The sequence below is a fragment of the Stenotrophomonas rhizophila genome (assembly GCF_007667275.1).
GTDB classification, from domain to species: Bacteria; Pseudomonadota; Gammaproteobacteria; order Xanthomonadales; family Xanthomonadaceae; genus Stenotrophomonas; species Stenotrophomonas maltophilia_AE.
Genome location: NZ_VDQT01000004.1, coordinates 230,280 through 245,102 on the forward strand (window position 1 = coordinate 230,280; position 14,823 = coordinate 245,102).

A 14,823-nucleotide genomic window follows, 5' to 3' on the forward strand; every position below is an offset into this window, starting at 1 on the left:
CGGTTGGCCCATCACAGGGCGGCAGCTACACTTGCTGCCATTATGCCTGCTCCTTCGTGCAGGCCATGTTGCAGACACCCCTCCCATGCCAGGTATCTCCATGCCCAACGCTCGTCCCGTCGCCATCCTCGGTGGCGTTCGTATCCCGTTCTGCCGCCAGAACACCGCCTATTCGGATGTTGGCAACCTGGGCATGTCGGTGCGCACACTGGGTGCCTTGGTCGAGCGCTTCGGCCTGCACGGCCAGCAGCTGGGCGAAGTGGCGATGGGCGCGGTGATCAAGCATTCCAGCGACTGGAACCTGGGCCGCGAAGCCACGCTGTCGTCGGGCCTGTCCCCGCTCACCCCCGGCATCACCATGCAGCGCGCCTGCGGCACCTCGCTGGACACCATCATCGCGGTGGCGAACAAGATCGCGCTGGGCCAGATCGAATCCGGCATCGGCGGCGGTTCGGACACCACCTCCGACGTGCCGATCGTGTACGGCAAGAAGCTGCGCGCGCGCCTGCTGGCGGCCAACCGCGCCAAGACCACCGGTGACAAGATCCGGGCGATGGTGAGCGGCTTCAAGCTGGCCGAACTGAAGCCGGAATTCCCGGGCGTGGCCGAACCGCGCACCGGCAAGAGCATGGGCGACCATTGCGAGGACATGGCCAAGGAATGGAACATCTCGCGCGATTCGCAGGACGAATGGGCCGTGTCGTCGCACAAGAAGCTGGCCGCCGCCTATGAGCGCGGTTTCTTCAACGACCTGATCGCCCCGTTCCGTGGCGTCGAGCGCGACAACATCCTGCGCGCCGATACCTCGCTGGAAAAGCTGGCCACGCTGAAGCCAGCCTTCGACAAGGTGTCCGGCCGTGGCACGCTCACCGCGGCCAACTCCACTCCGCTCACCGACGGCGCCTCGGCGGTGCTGCTGGCCAGCGAGGAATGGGCGCGCGCGCACGGCCACGAACCGCTGGCCTACCTGCGCGATTCGCAGGTGGCCGCGGTCGATTTCGTGCATGGCGAAGGCCTGCTGATGGCACCGACCATCGCGGTGCCGGAAATGCTCAAGCGCAATGGCCTGACCCTGCAGGATTTCGACATCTACGAAATCCACGAAGCCTTCGCCGCGCAGGTGCTGTGCACGCTGCGCGCATGGGAAAGCGAAGACTACTGCCGCAACCGCCTGGGCCTGGACGCGCCGCTGGGCCGGATCGACCCGGCCAAGATCAACCCGCTGGGCTCGTCGCTGGCCACCGGCCATCCGTTCGCGGCTACCGGCGCGCGCGTGATTGCCACCGCCGCCAAGCAGCTGGCCGAGCGCGGCGGCGGCCGCGCGCTGGTCTCGATCTGCACCGCCGGCGGCATGGGCGTAGTAGCGATCGTAGAACGCTGAACCCCGTAGAGCGGGGCTCTGCCCCGCTGCTGTTTCCGGCGCACAAAAAAAAGGCCGCCCTCGATTGGGCGGCCTTTTTTGTGCAGCGGGGCAGAGCCCCGCTCTACGTCAGGGTATGCGCGGGTTGCCGAATTCGTCGCGGTCTACCCGTTCAATGCGCGCCTCGCGCACCACTACCGGATCGGTCATCAACGACTGCTCTTCCACCGTCGCGCGCTCCGGCACCACCGCATGCAGACCGGGGCTCTGCCCCACTGCGCCGGCATGTAGAGCGGGGCTCTGCCCCGCTGCTTCGCGCACCAGCACCACGCTGCTTTCCCCGCGCGACTGCCGCAGCGCATTGCCGTAGCACTGCGCGGCCAGCGCCGGCTCGCCACGGGCGGTGAATACCTCACCCAGCGCTTCCCACGCTTCCGGACCGGCACCGGCGGCGATGGCGCGATGCAGGTAATCCTCGGCCTGCACATGCTCGCCCTGGCGCGCCGCAATCCGGCCCAGCGCCAGCAGCACGGCCGGACTGGACGGCTGCTGCACCAGCCAGCGCTGCAGGTTGGCCTGGCGGGTGGCCAGCTTTTCCACCGGCATCTGCCCGTACAGCGTCACCAGCGATTCGTCCCAGCGCGTGTCCAGCGCCTGCTCCAGGTTGAGCAGGGCCGGCTCGTCCCAATCCAGCGCGACCGCACGGAGTGCGTAGGCCGAGGCCACGTCCGGGTCGCTGCGCAGCGCCTTCGGCGTGGCTTCCCACTGTGCGGCCAGCGCATTCACGTCGGCCGCTTCCAGCAGCGACTGCGCCGCCAACCGCACTTCAAGCTCGGCCACGGCGTCGTCGGGCAGTACCTTCTGCTTGCGCAGCGCGCCCAGCTGGCCGTAAGCCTCGTGCGCGCGTTCGGCACGGGCCAGTGCTTCGGTACGCAGCCACAGGCCGCGCGGCGGCAGCGGCTGGATGCCAGGAACATCGAGTGCGTTGATCGCATCCACCGGGCGCTCCTGGCGCAGCAGGCGTTCGGCCTGCAGCAACGCGTAGGCGGTGGCGTCGGCCGTGGACAGGCGCTGCAGGTACTGGTCCACCGCCGCCTGGTCGCCGCGTGCCTCGGCGCTGCGCACGGCGGTGACATACGCCACCGCGCTCACTTCATCGTCTTCGGCGGCGGTGCCCAGCAGCTTTTCAGCGCGCTGCCAGTGGCCATACTCGTGCGCCTGCAGGCCTTCGATCAGGCGCGCCCGGCCCTGCTTGCGGCGGTAGCGGCCCCATGCGCGGAACGGCGAGGCCACCAGGCTCCAGAGCAGCCACAGCAGCAGCACCGCCACCAGCGCCATCAGCGCCACCTGCGGCAGGGTGGAACGGTAGTCGTTGCCACCGGCGCGGTAGATCACCTCGCCGTACTGGCGCATCGATTCGCCACCCAGCCAGTGGGCGGCCACCACGCCCAAAACCACGGCCAGCAACAACACCACCACGGAATGAATCGGCTTCATGTTTCAACTCCCATCGCGCATGGCGCGCAGCTGCTGCAGGGTGCTGCCCAGTTCGGGCAGCGGCGGACGTAGCACTCGAGCGCGCAACTGTTGCAGTTCAGCACGTCGTTCGCGCAGGCCGGGTGAATCCGGCCACAGGCGCGGCATCCACAGCGCCACACGGTCCAGCGACTGTTCAAATTCCGACTGATTGCCGCGTTCCACCGCCGCCCGGGCCAGGGTCAGCTCCAGCTGCAGCGCGTCCCACGCGGCGGAGCGCTCGGCGGCGGTGAGCGGGCCCTGCGCGGCGGTGGGGGTAATGGTCACGAACGGTGCCAGCAGCTGTTGCCACCATGGCGGCGCCGCGCTGCCGGCGGCGGGCACGATCTGCTCGGGCAGCGCGCCCAGCGCGCTGGCAAACCGGGCCAGGCGTTGCTGGGTCTCCGCACGCGGGCCTGGACCCAGTGCATCCACCGCATTGCGTTCCTGCATCAGGGCCTGGCGCAGGTTGAGGTATTCGCCGCCCGGCAGCTCCTCCAGCGCAGCCGCCGCCAGCGCGTACAGGCGGCGCGCGCCGTCCACGTCGTCGGCAAAGGCCAGCCGCTGCCCGGCCTGGCTGAGCAGCAGTTCGGCTTCTTCCAGCTGCAGCGCCTGCGCGTTGTGGCGCGTGCTGTCGGCCAGCCGTGCCAGGTTCTCTTCCAGCAGCGCGTTGCGCTGGCTCAGGCCCAGCATTTCGTCGCGCAGCACGCGGTTGGTGGCCGCCGCATCCTGCACCCGCTGCGAGGTCGAGCGCTGGTCGCGGCGCAGCGCTTCCACGCTGCCGGCCAGGCCCTGCACCAGCACGTTGGCGTCGGCCTCGCGCTGGGCGGCGCGTGCCTGCTGTGCCTGCCACTGGGTCCAGCCCCAACCGGCACCGCCCACGATGACCGCCGCCACGGCAAGCGGCAGGATCCAGCGCAGCGGTCGGTGGGGTGGGGGCGGATCGATCTCGTTCATGCAGTCATCCTTCGTCGCCCGCGCCGGTGCATTCACGAGCTGGCGGTCGCTCAGGTGCACAGCATCGCCGCCGCCCGGGCGCCCCGCAAGGCCGCGAACGCCCCCTGTTCAGGAACCTGCGGAGGTGGTGATCGCGGCGTGTGCGGCCTGCGCCAGCTGGGCTGGCAGCGGACCCTCGGCGAGGCTGACCCGGGTGAAGCCGGCATCATGGGCCAGCGCCAGCAGGCGCGGGCTGGCGGCCACCACCTGCTGGTCCTGCAGCCGTGCCAGCAGGTCCGGCGGCAGCTGGGCCTGCAGCAGGCCCAGCGCCTCGGCGCTGCTCAGTGCGAGCACCCAGGGACCGGTTCGACGGCGCAGCCGCTGCAGTGCGCGCGGCGGCAGCCGCAGCGGCTGGCGGCGGTACACATCCACCCGCTGCAGCTGCGCGCCACGCGCCTGCAGGGTTTCGGCAATGACCCCGCGCCCACCCGGCGCGGTCACCAGCGCCGCGCGCAGCCCGTGCAGCGTGGCCAGCGCAGGGAGGTCGAGCAGCCCCTCGCTGTCCATCCGCTGCGGGGCCTGCACGTCGGCCGCGCCGTGGCTGCGCAGGGCCGCCGCCGTGCCGGCGCCTACCGCCAGCCAGGTGCCGGGGTGGGGCGCAGCCAGCGGCTGCAGCCGCCCGGCGGCGTGCACCGCCGCCGGGCTGCTGAAGACCACCCGGTCGGCGCGCAGGGCCTGCGCCAGCGCGGCCCGGGTGTCCGCGTCGTGCCGGGCCACCAGGGCCCATGGCGACAGCCCCACGACCCGCGCGCCCAGCGGGGTTGCCGCACGGCGCAGCGCTGCGTGCTGGCCGCGCGGGCGCAGCGACAGCAGGGTCCATTCCGGCACATGTGCGGGGCGGTTCATTGCGGGCATTATGCGAGGCCTTCGCCGCAACGTCGCCGTACCGATGTCCGAAACCGATTCCCCGTCCGCGCACCTGGCCGCCCTGCAACAGGTGCTCGACCGCATGCCGCCGGTGGCGGCCATGCAGATCCAGGTGGCCGGCTACGCCGACGGCGCGCTGACCCTGCGCGCGCCGCTGGCGGCCAACGTCAATGACAAGGGCAATGCCTTCGGCGGCAGCCTGTCTTCGGCCCTGACCCTGTCCGGCTGGGCGCTGGTCACCCTGCGCCTGCGCCTGGCCGGGTTCGACGCCGATGTCTACGTGGCCGACAGCCACGTGCGTTACCTGGCCCCGGTTTATCAGGACCTGCAGGCCCAGGCCCAGGCCGCCGACGATGCGGATTGGGACGTGTTCGTGGCCACCTTCGCCCAGCGCGGCAAGGCCCGGATCGAGGTGGTGGCGCGCCAGCCCGGCGAGGCCGGAAAACCCGCGGCTGAACTGAGCGGACGTTTCGTTGCCTTCGCAAGGCGGTAGGATGGGCGCCTTGCCGATTGGGGAATTCGCATGCGCCGTACCATCCAGATCCTGCTTCTCGCCCTGCTCGCGCTGACCAGCGTGAACGCGCTGGCGGCCAAGGAAAAGCTGACCCGCAAGCAGCGCGTGGAGCTGGAAAAGACCCAGGTCGCCTACGCGTCCACCATCCGTTGGGGGACCACCGAGGAAGCGCTGCCTTACCTGGACCCGGAATACACCAGGGAACACCCGCTGACCGACCTGGAGCTGCGCCGCTACGAGCAGGTGAAGATCTCCAGCTACCGCGCCGGCGATAACGTGAACATGCCTGACGGTAGGGTCGGCCGCCCCGCCGTGGTGGGGGTGATCAACCTCAATACCCAGATGCAGCGGGAAGTCACGGTCAAGGAGATCTGGCGCTGGGACGCCGAGGACAAGCGCTGGCTGCAGGCCAACGGGCTGCCGGACCTGTGGCAGGAGACGCGCTGAGCCCCCCGACCGCCCGCTGGGCGCCGGTTCGCCCGCATGTGCGACAATCGGCGCCCGCTAATCGACCCGTGATCTGAGTGAATTACGAAGAGCTGCTGGCCTTTGCCGGCCGAAACCCGATGTTGTCGATGGCCTTCGCGGGCCTGACCGTAGCCATCCTCGTCACCGAGGTGCGCCGCCTGATGCGCGGCTACAAGTCGATCAAGCCGGCCGAGCTGACCCAGCTGATCAATGCCGGCGGCGCGGTCGTGATCGACCTGTCTGCGGGAACCGATTTCGAAAAGGGCCATATCGCCGGCAGCCGCAACGTGCAGCCGGCCCAGTTCGGTCCCGAACACAAGCTCGTCGCCAACGCGAAGCAGAAGCCGGTGGTGCTGGTGTGCCGCACCGGCAACGCCTCGGAGACCGCCGCCAAAGCCTTGAAGAAGGCCGGTTTCGAGCAGGTGCACGTGCTCGATGGTGGGCTGCCGGCCTGGCAGCAGGCTGAACTGCCGCTGGTGAAGGGCCGCAACTGATTTTTCACCGGATTTGGCCGCGCGCCTTGTGCGCGGCGCCACACGCCCCCATCGCAGGGCATGTAACAATCCATTATTGACTGTAAATATCTGGAGCAACAGGAAATGTCCGAAGCGAACACCAACGGCGCCATCGCGCCGGCCGACGCCGCCACCGGCCCCGCGTTCACCGTCGAGAAGATCTACGTCAAGGACGTTTCCTTCGAATCGCCCAACGCCCCGGCCGTGTTCAACGAAGCCGTGCAGCCGGAGCTGCAGCTCAACCTCAACCAGCGCGTGCAGCGCCTGGGCGAGAGCGCCTTCGAGGTCGTGCTGGCCGTGACCCTGACCTGCAAGGCCGGCGACAAGACCGCCTACGTGGCCGAAGTGCAGCAGGCTGGCGTGTTCGGCCTGGTCGGCCTGGACCCGCAGTCGATCGACGTGCTGCTGGGCACCCAGTGCCCGAACATCCTGTTCCCGTATGTGCGTTCGCTGGTGAGCGAGCTGATCCAGGCCGGCGGCTTCCCGCCGTTCTTCCTGCAGCCGATCAACTTCGAAGGCCTGTACGCCGAAACCCTGCGCCAGCGCCAGGAACAGGGCGAAACCTCGCTCGCCGATTCCGAGCCGGCCGGCAACGCCTGATCGGCGCTGCAGTGGTTGCGATGAGCGACAACGCAGACAAGATCGCCGTTCTCGGCGCGGGCTCCTGGGGTACCGCCCTGGCGAGCCTGCTGGCGCGGCACGGTCACCCGACCGTGCTGTGGGGGCGCGACGCGACGATGGTGGACGCCATCGACCAGCGCCACGAGAACACCCGTTACCTGCCGGGCATTCCGCTGCCGGAATCGCTGCGTGCCACCACCGACCTGGCCGCGGCCGTCGAAGGTGCGAAGTGGATCCTGGTGGTGGTGCCGTCGCACGCGTTCGGGGAAACCGTACGCGCGCTGGCGCCGCTGCGCCCGGCCGACGCCGGCGTGGCATGGGCGACCAAGGGCTTTGAGCCCGGTTCCGGTCGCTTCCTGCACGAAGTCGCGCGCGAGGTCCTCGGACCGGACGTGCCGCTGGCGGTAGTCACCGGGCCGTCGTTCGCGAAGGAAGTCACCCAGGGCCTGCCCACGGCCATTACCGTCCACGGCGATGACCCGGAGTTCGCCCAGCAGGTGGCCGAAGCCATGCATGGCCCGGCGTTCCGCGCCTATACCGGCGATGACATGGTGGGTGCCGAACTCGGTGGCGCCATGAAGAACGTGCTGGCAGTGGCCACCGGCGTGGCCGATGGCATGCAGCTGGGCCTGAACGCCCGTGCCGGCCTGATCACCCGTGGCCTGAATGAAATGCTGCGGCTGGCTGCCGCGATCGGCGCCAAGCCGGAGACCCTGATGGGTCTGGCTGGCCTGGGTGACCTGGTGCTGACCTGCACCGGCGACCTGTCGCGCAACCGTCGTCTCGGCCTGGCGCTGGGACGCGGCCAGAGCCTGCCCGACGCGGTGCGCGAAATCGGCCAGGTGGTGGAATCGGTGCAGACCGCCGACGAGGTCATGCGCCAGGCACGCCGCCACGGCATCGACCTGCCGATCTCAGACCGGGTGCGCGCCGTCCTGCACGGCGAACAGACCCCGGAAGAAGGCCTGCGCGCGCTGCTGGCGCGGGAGCAGAAGCCGGAGTATCCGGATACGCTGTTCAAGTAATGCGATCAAGAAACCCCGGCCAAGGCCGGGGCTTTTTTTTTGGGGGCTCCGATCACAACCCGGGGCTGCTGCAACAAGTTGCAGTGCTGCCATCCGGCAAGGCGTTCAGACTGGCTCCAGCTTCTGCTCTGAGTCCAACCTGTATGCAAATTTTTGAGCTATCGGGCTTGGCCGCTTTGAGCGAAGCTGCGACAGGAGTAGGATTGAATCCTACTCAGGTGAAGGGCCGCCCCATGCGCTCGACCCAACAGTTCAGCATCACGCTGCCAAACGAGATGGCGGACTCCGTCCGCGCGAAGGTCGCGAGCGGCGAGTACGCCACCGAGAGCGAGGTGATTCGCGATGGCCTTCGCGCACTTCTGGCGCGCGACAAGGCAATGGATGCGTGGCTGCGGGAGCAGGTCATACCGGCAGCACGCGCGCTTGAGGCTGACCCGGCACAAGCCTTGTCGCTCGAACAGGCGCAGGAGCGTCTCACCAGCAGGCGCCGAGCCCGCAACGTTCCCAACCCGGTATGACGTTCCGCATCCAGTTCGCACCAGCGGCGGTGGAGCAACTGGAAGCGCTCGAAGACCATATTGAAGCGGCGGGTTCGCCACTTGCCGCCGTGCGCTACGTTGACGCCATCGTCGCCTACTGCGAGACACTCGCCTCGTTTCCGATGCGTGGAATCAAGCGAGATGACGTGCTGCCTGGACTTCGGATCACCAACTTCAGAGGCACCACTGTCATCGCGCTTCACGTGGATGATCAGAAGTGCATGGTGTCGATCCCCCACAAAAGCGAAGCCCGCCGGAGGGGCGGGCTTCTTGGCGCGTGGGAGAGAGGTCACGCGCCATCCAACAACGTAGCTTGCAACCTGCGTGTTACCAGGTGAAGCGCGGGCCGACGAACCATTCCTTGTCGCCGCCCTTGGCCAGCTTCACTTCGCCGCTCAGGCCCCAGTTCTGGTTGAACTTGGCCTGGGCGCCGACACGGCCGTAGAACTCGCCGTCCGGGTTGATGCCGTGCTTTTCGCTGAAATCTTCGTAGCCGGCCAGTGCGTAGCCTTCGAACATCGGGGTGAACGCAGTGCGCACGCCCACTTCGGTGGCGTAACCGTTGAAGTCCAGGCCTTCCTTCGGATCGTACTTCTGGTAGGCAACGCGAGCCACCAGGTCGGTGTTCGGCGCGATGCCGTAGTTGTAGCCCAGGCCGACGCGCCACTGGTCGACGTCAACATTGCCGCGGTCGGTTTCCTGCGAGTTGTAATCGCCAAAAACGTGGAAGTTCGGCGCAATCGCGGCCGAGCCCTTCACCGCCCAACCGTCGGCGGAGCCGCCCTTGGTGTCGGTGTTCACGTAGCCGCCTTCAACGTAGTTGTAGGACAGGCCATCGGCGGCCGACGCCGCGAACGGCAGTGCAGCGACCAGACCCAGGGCAAGCAGGGAAGACTTCATCATCGGGAACACACCTTTTTTATTTTGGTTTCGCCGGCCACCCGCTCCGGGGGAGGGAGAGAAGCGGGTGGTCGACAGGTGTGAATTATCCGTTAGGCGTTCTAATCAACCCTGAATATTGAACTGACCGGTACATGAATGAAGCGCGTGTTCAGGGAACCTCCCGCGCTTGTCGCATAGCCGCGCAACCATGCTTGGAACGGTCTCACGGCATCAGAAGGCATGATCTCCTGCAGACTCGCAACTTGCACGATACGTTTCTTTGCTTAGTCACTCTTCTTAGATAGCCGACCAACCCTATCTAGCATGCTTCCGAGTCTCAATCGCCTTCTGGTGCATCAAGAGGGCTAGGTACTTGTTCGCCCAAATTAGGGCTAGCATGAGCTGCGCATCCCCACAGGCCACAAGTATGACCACGCAGTTTGCGAAGGAAGAAGATAGCCTAGCCGGGCCAGCCCTACGGGCGTTCGCCGAGATATCGAAGGCTTGGTCTTTAACCGAACTGGAGCAAACGGCACTTCTCGGGCAACCCGTCCGCGTGGCGAACGCAATGCTGGAGGCTGGGAGGAACGCTGATCTTGTCCCAGGGGCTCTGAAGCGAGTCAGTTATATTCTGCGAATATACCGCGCAGCGCACATAATTTTTCCCGAGCCGAAACAGGCAGACGGTTGGGTCCGTCGGCCAAACTCTGCTTCACTGTTTCAAGGGTCTACTGCCTTAGCGCTTATGTGTAGTGGTCGGATCGAAGACTTAGCAGCAGTCCGAAACCACTTGGACGCCGGTGGCCTACTCGACCCCTAGCTAGATTGCAGCCGTCCGATGTGGCCGAGATGACTTGTGAGACATCGTGTGCCGAGAACTGGTCGACGCGAGCACTGAATGTCGATGTTCCCGGTCACCATCTATCCTGATACGCTTCGGTGGCTCGATGCCATCGCAGGGCATACGATCCAGCAGAACCCACGCATGCAAAGGGAGACGCGTGTGCGCGACATCCGATTCCTTCTTAAGCCCCGCTATGGTCGAAGTCACGCACTGATCATCGGAATCAATCGCTATCAGAATGCTGGGCCTCTGGGTTACGCAGTCAACGACGCGAATGCCGTGTACGACAGGCTAACGCGCGATTACGGGTTTCAGAATGAGGACGTTCAGTTGCTCCTGGACGAAGAAGCCACTTCTGAAGCTATTCGCCGGGCGTTCCTTCGCTTCGCTGATCAGGATTCGGTCGGAATTGATGATCGAGTCGTGGTGTTCTTCGCCGGCCATGGAACCACTCGACGTGGAGTGCGTGGCGAGATCGGCTACTTAGTTCCGCACGACGCCGACTTGAGTGATCTTTCGACTCTGCTTCGATGGGACGAGCTGACGCGTAATGCAGAGATCATCGCGGCCAAACACATGTTGTTTGTGATGGATGCTTGCTACGGAGGCTTGGCCGTTACCCGGGCCGTTGGTGCAGGCAGTGTTCGCTTCATCAAAGATATGCTGAAGCGAATCTCTCGTCAGGTCTTGACTGCCGGGAAGGCAGATGAAACCGTCGCTGATGCTGGCGGGCCGCTACCTGGCCACTCTGTGTTCACCGGACATTTTCTGCAAGGACTCGACGGGGCCGCCGCAACAGCGGACGGAGTGCTCACCGCCAGTGGCTTGATGGCATACGTGTACGGCCGTGTATCGGCAGACGCAGGGTCACTCCAAACGCCACACTTCGGTCATATCGATGGAGATGGCGACTTCATCTTCCGCATGCCACAAGTATCGGGCGCCGATGGCACAGGCGGTGAGGATGCGCTGTTCGTGGTGCCGTACCCGGCGGAGCTGGACACGCGATCTGGGCTCGAAGCCAAGGTCTCGCGGGCAAAGCACTTGCTAGCCCAGCCCGACCGTGCGATTGAGCTGCACGACTTTGTCATTGATGAGCTGAAGCGCCTTCTTTCCGCGACCGCACAGGACAGTTTCAACCGCGATGTCTCGTACAGTGATGAGGAGCTTACCCAACGGCTTGCCGCATATGAGGAGTGCACGCTGGATCTGTCAGTGATTGAAGCCTGCCTGTCGTACTGGGCAGGTGATGCGCATCGGCCAGTTCTGCGCAAGGTCCTGGCTCGCTCCGTTGATCGCTTGGAGGCGAGTGGCGGAATGGCCGTTTGGTCGAACCTTCGCTGGTACCCGCTTGTCCTACAGTCCTACTGCGCTGGCATCGCCGCCGTGGCGGCGGGGCGCTACGACACACTGGCGGATGTGTTTGCCACAGAGATCCATACAGCTGAAGAATCTCGTCCGGCATTCCGCGCGGTTGTCGACGCTATCCTTGCCTTCACTCGCACCGATTTGTTCAAACATCTGCCTGGCTACGAACGCCATCACACTCCTATGAGCGACTATCTCTTCAAGTTGCTGCAACCGCGACTTGATGATGCACTGTTCATTGGGCGTGCCTATGAGCACGCGTTTGATGAGTTTGAGGTTCTACTAGCACTCGTGACGGCCCAGGCATATGCGAAGGAGGAGCGAAGTGTATGGGGCCCGGTCGGTCGATTCGGATGGAAGCATCGCCGCAGTTCTAGGGCGCCTCTTGAGGCAGTGCTCGTGCGCGCTCGTGATGAAGGTGAACAGTGGGCACCGTTCAAGGCAGGCCTATTTGGAGGCAGCCACGAGGAGTTCATGAAGGCGGCAGAAGAGTACAAATCAGCTATCGCTCGGCTGAATTGGTTCTAGAATCTTGGCAGCAAGGCACGTGGCGATGAGCGGTTCACCGCTAGACTTGGACTGAGTGACGCCCGTACTGAGGGTGATCACTAGAGCCTTAGCTGCACAGGAGCCCGTCGGCCGTTCCAGTCAATGAAGATGAGGTTGGCGACCAACTACTTGAATCCCCTACGCGTGTACTCCTTGCGCATGCTACACCTCGACAATAAAGTTTGAATCGTAGTCAAGATTCTCAGCGCGCCGATTTCCATCAGCGCCTTTGATGGGATAGCCCAACGGATTACATACGACCCGGGCGTCACCGAGCGTGTAGTCCATGGAGTCGTGAACGTGCCCGTGGACCCATAGATCTGATTGACGAACCAGGTGATCTAGATCTGATGCGAACGCCCCAGAGAGTACGTCGCCATTAAAGCGCTCAGGAATTGACCGACCAGATGGCGCCATGTGCGTCACAACGACAGTGGGTCCGGCAAACGTCTGGCTCAGCGCGCTCTCAAGCCAGATCCTCTCTTCCCTGCGCCAGTGCGCGGTGTCCAGTGGTCGGATACGACGATATCCGTCTTTCGCTAGCCTGATGCGACGATAGTCGTTCATTCTGGACGTAGGGGCCTGGAGCACATCTTGGTAGCTGTCAGAGCCCAGTAGTTTGAAGTCGGTCCAGAGGGTAGCGCCAAGGAACCGCACGCCATCCAACACAAGCTCTCCTTTGTCTAGGAAGTGAACATGTCCAGTGGCGGCACGCTCTCGTGCAAGCGCCTCTTTGACTGCGCCAATCTTGCGTCCATACGCCTAATGGTTTCCAGAGACGTAGATGACCGGAATATTGGGAAATGCAGAGTCTGCCCAAGTAATAGCGCCAATCCCCACATCGATGTCGCCGGCGAGGATCACCACATCTGGCTGGCTGAGACTTGGATCCGGCCGAACCGCAGCCAAGGCATCTTGGGCGTGAGCCGATAGGTCGCGCCATACTTCCCGGTGTAGGTCCGACAGGACGAGCACGCGCTTCAATGTAGTTCCGTTGGCCGACCGCTGCTGTTTTCGCTCTCAAGCTCGCTGACACGCTCCCGAAGACGGAGGGACGCTACGCGTAGCCCGTCGTCGTCCGACGGATAAGGGGATCGGAAAAGCGGAATCCCAACGCAGAGATGGCTCTGTCCAGGGTGGACATAAGGACCGTGATCGTCGAGCAGCAAAGCACTGCCAATGACTGGGCTGACACAGCGCAGGTCCTTTGTCTTGCCCGACCACTCAATGTACTGAAGCTCGGGGAACCACGCGGGAACGCTTCCCTCGCTTTTCCAAGAGGGTGGCAATAGCTCGCACACGATCTTTCGGTACGGTAGTGAACAGGACCAGGCGCTCGAACTCTGAGCGCACTTCCTCCAGAAATCGACGCAAGCCCGGTCGCGGGATCTGACTGATGGCGTTGGAAATGAGGGTTCCCTCTAGGTCCAAGGCAAGTACGGTCGGCCGCATAAGGGCATCTCGGCCAGCAGAAGTTGAGAGCACACATTGCTCGCAAGCCGGTGCCTTGTGCATATCGTGAGCCTACTGACACGCCCGGCACGCAAAGAGGTGTGAGCCTACTGGTACACCTTAGGACGAGGCGGAGTTGGTCCCGGCTAGAGAGTCAGAAGGGATGACCTTTGGAGTTCCAACGCTGAAAGGCATCGCAGGGTTTCATCTGCTCATCCAAGTGGTGCCAGCGTGCTCGCATGCACCCCAATTGCAGGGGGCGCCGTCTAGCGACGGGATCGCGCACCCTCGATGATGGGCGCCCGGGTGCCGCATCGCTCAATATGCATCAGTTAGTTGATCCACCGTAGCCATTGAATGGCCCCAGAAGGTTGTACTCATTGACCGGGTGGCCGGCGCTGTTCAGCGCGGGGTGCTGCCTTACATGGACGAGGCGATTGACCACCAGATGGTCGATACCGGCTGCAACGTCGCGAGAAGGCAAGGACATGGCCTCCACAAGCTTCCGGTGGGAGATGAGCGTCTTGGAGTTGCCATTCGAGCGGCTCTCAAGCAGCTTCAGATAGATCTTCAACGCAGCCAGGACCGTCACGCCTCGATTTGGCAGCTGCTGCATTGCCTTGGTTGCCAAGTCCACTGGCACTTTCGTCCAGCGCTTGTCCTCGGCGCTGGGGGCCTGTGTGAAGCGATTGCGATATCCGCTGTTGTCGAATTTCAAGACGCCCCTGTCCTCCAGGATCTCCACAGCTGGCAGGAGCATTGGACGGGACAAGCCAGTCAGATGAGCCAGGCGATCGTTGGTGATTTCGCTTGATCGGGTGGTGAAGTCCACCTCGATCGCAACCGCGATGAAGACCTTTATCGCTGCGATGTGCCTTCCGGTCAGCTTGTTGGCTCCACCTCGCAAGGGGCCAAGGGCCAGAGGCCCTACAGGCCATGAATGGAAGCTTCCCCAGGCACTCACTTTTCATCCTTATTGCGCATGACCCTGCCGAGGATATGGACGACCTTCCAGGCCAATGCGAAGGCGCAGAGAGCCAAGACAAAAATCGCGCATGCAGCGGGGTTGATGGTGCCGAATTGCTGGACGAATTGTTCCACGAAATTGTTCCACGTCAGGATGTGCTTTAAATTAGAGAGCACCATCGGTGGAGCATCTAGATAGAGCGATCATCTATTTCTTGAAGAAAAGATGCTTTTACCCTTGTGCAAGAAGGCTTTTACCGGATTAATCGACGTCAGAACATAGTAAACGAGAAAGCATCAGATAGCTCTACGGTTTACTGTCTAAGCTCCAGCTGGCCCCGG

At 64.2% G+C, this 14,823-nt stretch carries 17 protein-coding genes; 10 read left to right on the plus strand and 7 right to left on the minus strand.

Annotation, left to right across the window (positions count from 1 at the left end; genetic code table 11):
• Positions 1 to 85 precede the first annotated feature (85 nt).
• On the plus strand, positions 86 to 1,381 hold the full coding sequence (locus tag FSZ13_RS14035; RefSeq protein WP_145480747.1) for an acetyl-CoA C-acetyltransferase: 1,296 nt from the start codon (positions 86 to 88) through the stop codon (positions 1,379 to 1,381).
• 108 nt (positions 1,382 to 1,489) lie between these two features.
• Here the strand turns inward: FSZ13_RS14035 and FSZ13_RS14040 are convergent, their stop codons facing one another.
• The 3 genes from FSZ13_RS14040 to FSZ13_RS14050 all read right to left on the minus strand — a co-directional run bounded on the left by FSZ13_RS14040 (position 1,490) and on the right by FSZ13_RS14050 (position 4,717).
• On the minus strand, positions 1,490 to 2,857 hold the full coding sequence (locus FSZ13_RS14040; protein ID WP_145480749.1) for a heme biosynthesis protein HemY: 1,368 nt from the start codon (positions 2,855 to 2,857) through the stop codon (positions 1,490 to 1,492).
• A gap of 3 nt (positions 2,858 to 2,860) precedes the next feature.
• The gene (locus FSZ13_RS14045) at positions 2,861 to 3,832 is read right to left on the minus strand and encodes a uroporphyrinogen-III C-methyltransferase (protein WP_145480751.1); all 972 of its coding nucleotides are present in this window, start codon (positions 3,830 to 3,832) and stop codon (positions 2,861 to 2,863) included.
• A 108-nt stretch (positions 3,833 to 3,940) separates the two neighbouring features.
• On the minus strand, positions 3,941 to 4,717 hold the full coding sequence (locus FSZ13_RS14050) for a uroporphyrinogen-III synthase (protein ID WP_145480752.1): 777 nt from the start codon (positions 4,715 to 4,717) through the stop codon (positions 3,941 to 3,943).
• Between the two features lie 43 nt (positions 4,718 to 4,760).
• On the opposite strand from FSZ13_RS14050, the gene FSZ13_RS14055 reads away from it, so the two are divergent.
• The 7 genes from FSZ13_RS14055 (at position 4,761) to FSZ13_RS14085 (ending at position 8,758) form a co-directional block, all read left to right on the plus strand.
• Entirely contained in the window at positions 4,761 to 5,231 is a 471-nt protein-coding gene (locus FSZ13_RS14055) for a YiiD C-terminal domain-containing protein (RefSeq protein ID WP_145480754.1), read from the plus strand.
• Between the two features lie 30 nt (positions 5,232 to 5,261).
• Entirely contained in the window at positions 5,262 to 5,699 is a 438-nt protein-coding gene (locus FSZ13_RS14060) for a hypothetical protein (RefSeq protein WP_145480756.1), read from the plus strand.
• 77 nt (positions 5,700 to 5,776) lie between these two features.
• A complete protein-coding gene (locus FSZ13_RS14065) occupies positions 5,777 to 6,214 on the plus strand; it encodes a rhodanese-like domain-containing protein (RefSeq protein ID WP_145480758.1) in 438 nt (145 codons plus the stop codon).
• A gap of 105 nt (positions 6,215 to 6,319) precedes the next feature.
• The gene (gene secB / locus FSZ13_RS14070) at positions 6,320 to 6,835 is read left to right on the plus strand and encodes a protein-export chaperone SecB (protein ID WP_068848278.1); all 516 of its coding nucleotides are present in this window, start codon (positions 6,320 to 6,322) and stop codon (positions 6,833 to 6,835) included.
• 20 nt (positions 6,836 to 6,855) lie between these two features.
• Positions 6,856 to 7,881 (plus strand): NAD(P)H-dependent glycerol-3-phosphate dehydrogenase, encoded by a 1,026-nt coding sequence (locus FSZ13_RS14075; RefSeq protein WP_145480760.1) that lies wholly within the window; start codon positions 6,856 to 6,858, stop codon positions 7,879 to 7,881.
• Positions 7,882 to 8,114: 233 nt separating this feature from the next.
• Positions 8,115 to 8,399: a ribbon-helix-helix domain-containing protein gene (locus tag FSZ13_RS14080; protein WP_145480762.1), complete on the plus strand. Its 285-nt coding sequence runs from the start codon at positions 8,115 to 8,117 to the stop codon at positions 8,397 to 8,399.
• Positions 8,396 to 8,758 carry a type II toxin-antitoxin system RelE/ParE family toxin gene (locus FSZ13_RS14085; RefSeq protein ID WP_145480764.1) on the plus strand — a complete coding sequence of 121 codons (363 nt, stop codon included), beginning with the start codon at positions 8,396 to 8,398 and terminating at the stop codon, positions 8,756 to 8,758. Before FSZ13_RS14080 ends, FSZ13_RS14085 begins: the two co-directional genes overlap by 4 nt.
• Here FSZ13_RS14085 and FSZ13_RS14090 read toward each other — a convergent pair.
• Positions 8,748 to 9,320 carry an Ax21 family protein gene (locus FSZ13_RS14090; protein ID WP_186308960.1) on the minus strand — a complete coding sequence of 191 codons (573 nt, stop codon included), beginning with the start codon at positions 9,318 to 9,320 and terminating at the stop codon, positions 8,748 to 8,750. The two genes, FSZ13_RS14085 and FSZ13_RS14090, sit on opposite strands and share 11 nt — an antisense overlap.
• A gap of 550 nt (positions 9,321 to 9,870) precedes the next feature.
• Here FSZ13_RS14090 and FSZ13_RS18900 point away from each other — a divergent pair.
• Positions 9,871 to 10,122 (plus strand): MbcA/ParS/Xre antitoxin family protein, encoded by a 252-nt coding sequence (locus tag FSZ13_RS18900; protein ID WP_429000009.1) that lies wholly within the window; start codon positions 9,871 to 9,873, stop codon positions 10,120 to 10,122.
• Between the two features lie 78 nt (positions 10,123 to 10,200).
• Positions 10,201 to 12,042 (plus strand): caspase family protein, encoded by a 1,842-nt coding sequence (locus FSZ13_RS14100; RefSeq protein WP_222116620.1) that lies wholly within the window; start codon positions 10,201 to 10,203, stop codon positions 12,040 to 12,042.
• A 783-nt stretch (positions 12,043 to 12,825) separates the two neighbouring features.
• Here the strand turns inward: FSZ13_RS14100 and FSZ13_RS18905 are convergent.
• From FSZ13_RS18905 to FSZ13_RS18505, 3 genes are all read right to left on the minus strand, one after another.
• The gene (locus FSZ13_RS18905) at positions 12,826 to 13,038 is read right to left on the minus strand and encodes a metallophosphoesterase (protein ID WP_429000010.1); all 213 of its coding nucleotides are present in this window, start codon (positions 13,036 to 13,038) and stop codon (positions 12,826 to 12,828) included.
• Between the two features lie 805 nt (positions 13,039 to 13,843).
• Positions 13,844 to 14,479 (minus strand): hypothetical protein, encoded by a 636-nt coding sequence (locus FSZ13_RS18770; protein WP_260844190.1) that lies wholly within the window; start codon positions 14,477 to 14,479, stop codon positions 13,844 to 13,846.
• Entirely contained in the window at positions 14,476 to 14,616 is a 141-nt protein-coding gene (locus FSZ13_RS18505; protein WP_186308951.1) for a hypothetical protein, read from the minus strand. The genes FSZ13_RS18770 and FSZ13_RS18505 overlap by 4 nt, the downstream gene beginning before the upstream one ends.
• Positions 14,617 to 14,823 lie beyond the last annotated feature (207 nt).

Coding starts and splice junctions, on each gene's coding strand:
- FSZ13_RS14035 (WP_145480747.1), top strand. CDS start 86: ATGCCAGGTATCTCCATGCCCAACGCTCGTCCCGTCGCCATCCTCGGT.
- FSZ13_RS14040 (WP_145480749.1), bottom strand. CDS start 2,857: ATGAAGCCGATTCATTCCGTGGTGGTGTTGTTGCTGGCCGTGGTTTTG.
- FSZ13_RS14080 (WP_145480762.1), top strand. CDS start 8,115: ATGCGCTCGACCCAACAGTTCAGCATCACGCTGCCAAACGAGATGGCG.
- FSZ13_RS14050 (WP_145480752.1), bottom strand. CDS start 4,717: ATGAACCGCCCCGCACATGTGCCGGAATGGACCCTGCTGTCGCTGCGC.
- FSZ13_RS18900 (WP_429000009.1), top strand. CDS start 9,871: ATGCTGGAGGCTGGGAGGAACGCTGATCTTGTCCCAGGGGCTCTGAAG.
- FSZ13_RS14060 (WP_145480756.1), top strand. CDS start 5,262: ATGCGCCGTACCATCCAGATCCTGCTTCTCGCCCTGCTCGCGCTGACC.
- FSZ13_RS14075 (WP_145480760.1), top strand. CDS start 6,856: ATGAGCGACAACGCAGACAAGATCGCCGTTCTCGGCGCGGGCTCCTGG.
- FSZ13_RS14045 (WP_145480751.1), bottom strand. CDS start 3,832: ATGAACGAGATCGATCCGCCCCCACCCCACCGACCGCTGCGCTGGATC.
- FSZ13_RS14085 (WP_145480764.1), top strand. CDS start 8,396: ATGACGTTCCGCATCCAGTTCGCACCAGCGGCGGTGGAGCAACTGGAA.
- secB (WP_068848278.1), top strand. CDS start 6,320: ATGTCCGAAGCGAACACCAACGGCGCCATCGCGCCGGCCGACGCCGCC.
- FSZ13_RS14090 (WP_186308960.1), bottom strand. CDS start 9,320: ATGAAGTCTTCCCTGCTTGCCCTGGGTCTGGTCGCTGCACTGCCGTTC.
- FSZ13_RS14100 (WP_222116620.1), top strand. CDS start 10,201: ATGTCGATGTTCCCGGTCACCATCTATCCTGATACGCTTCGGTGGCTC.
- FSZ13_RS14055 (WP_145480754.1), top strand. CDS start 4,761: ATGTCCGAAACCGATTCCCCGTCCGCGCACCTGGCCGCCCTGCAACAG.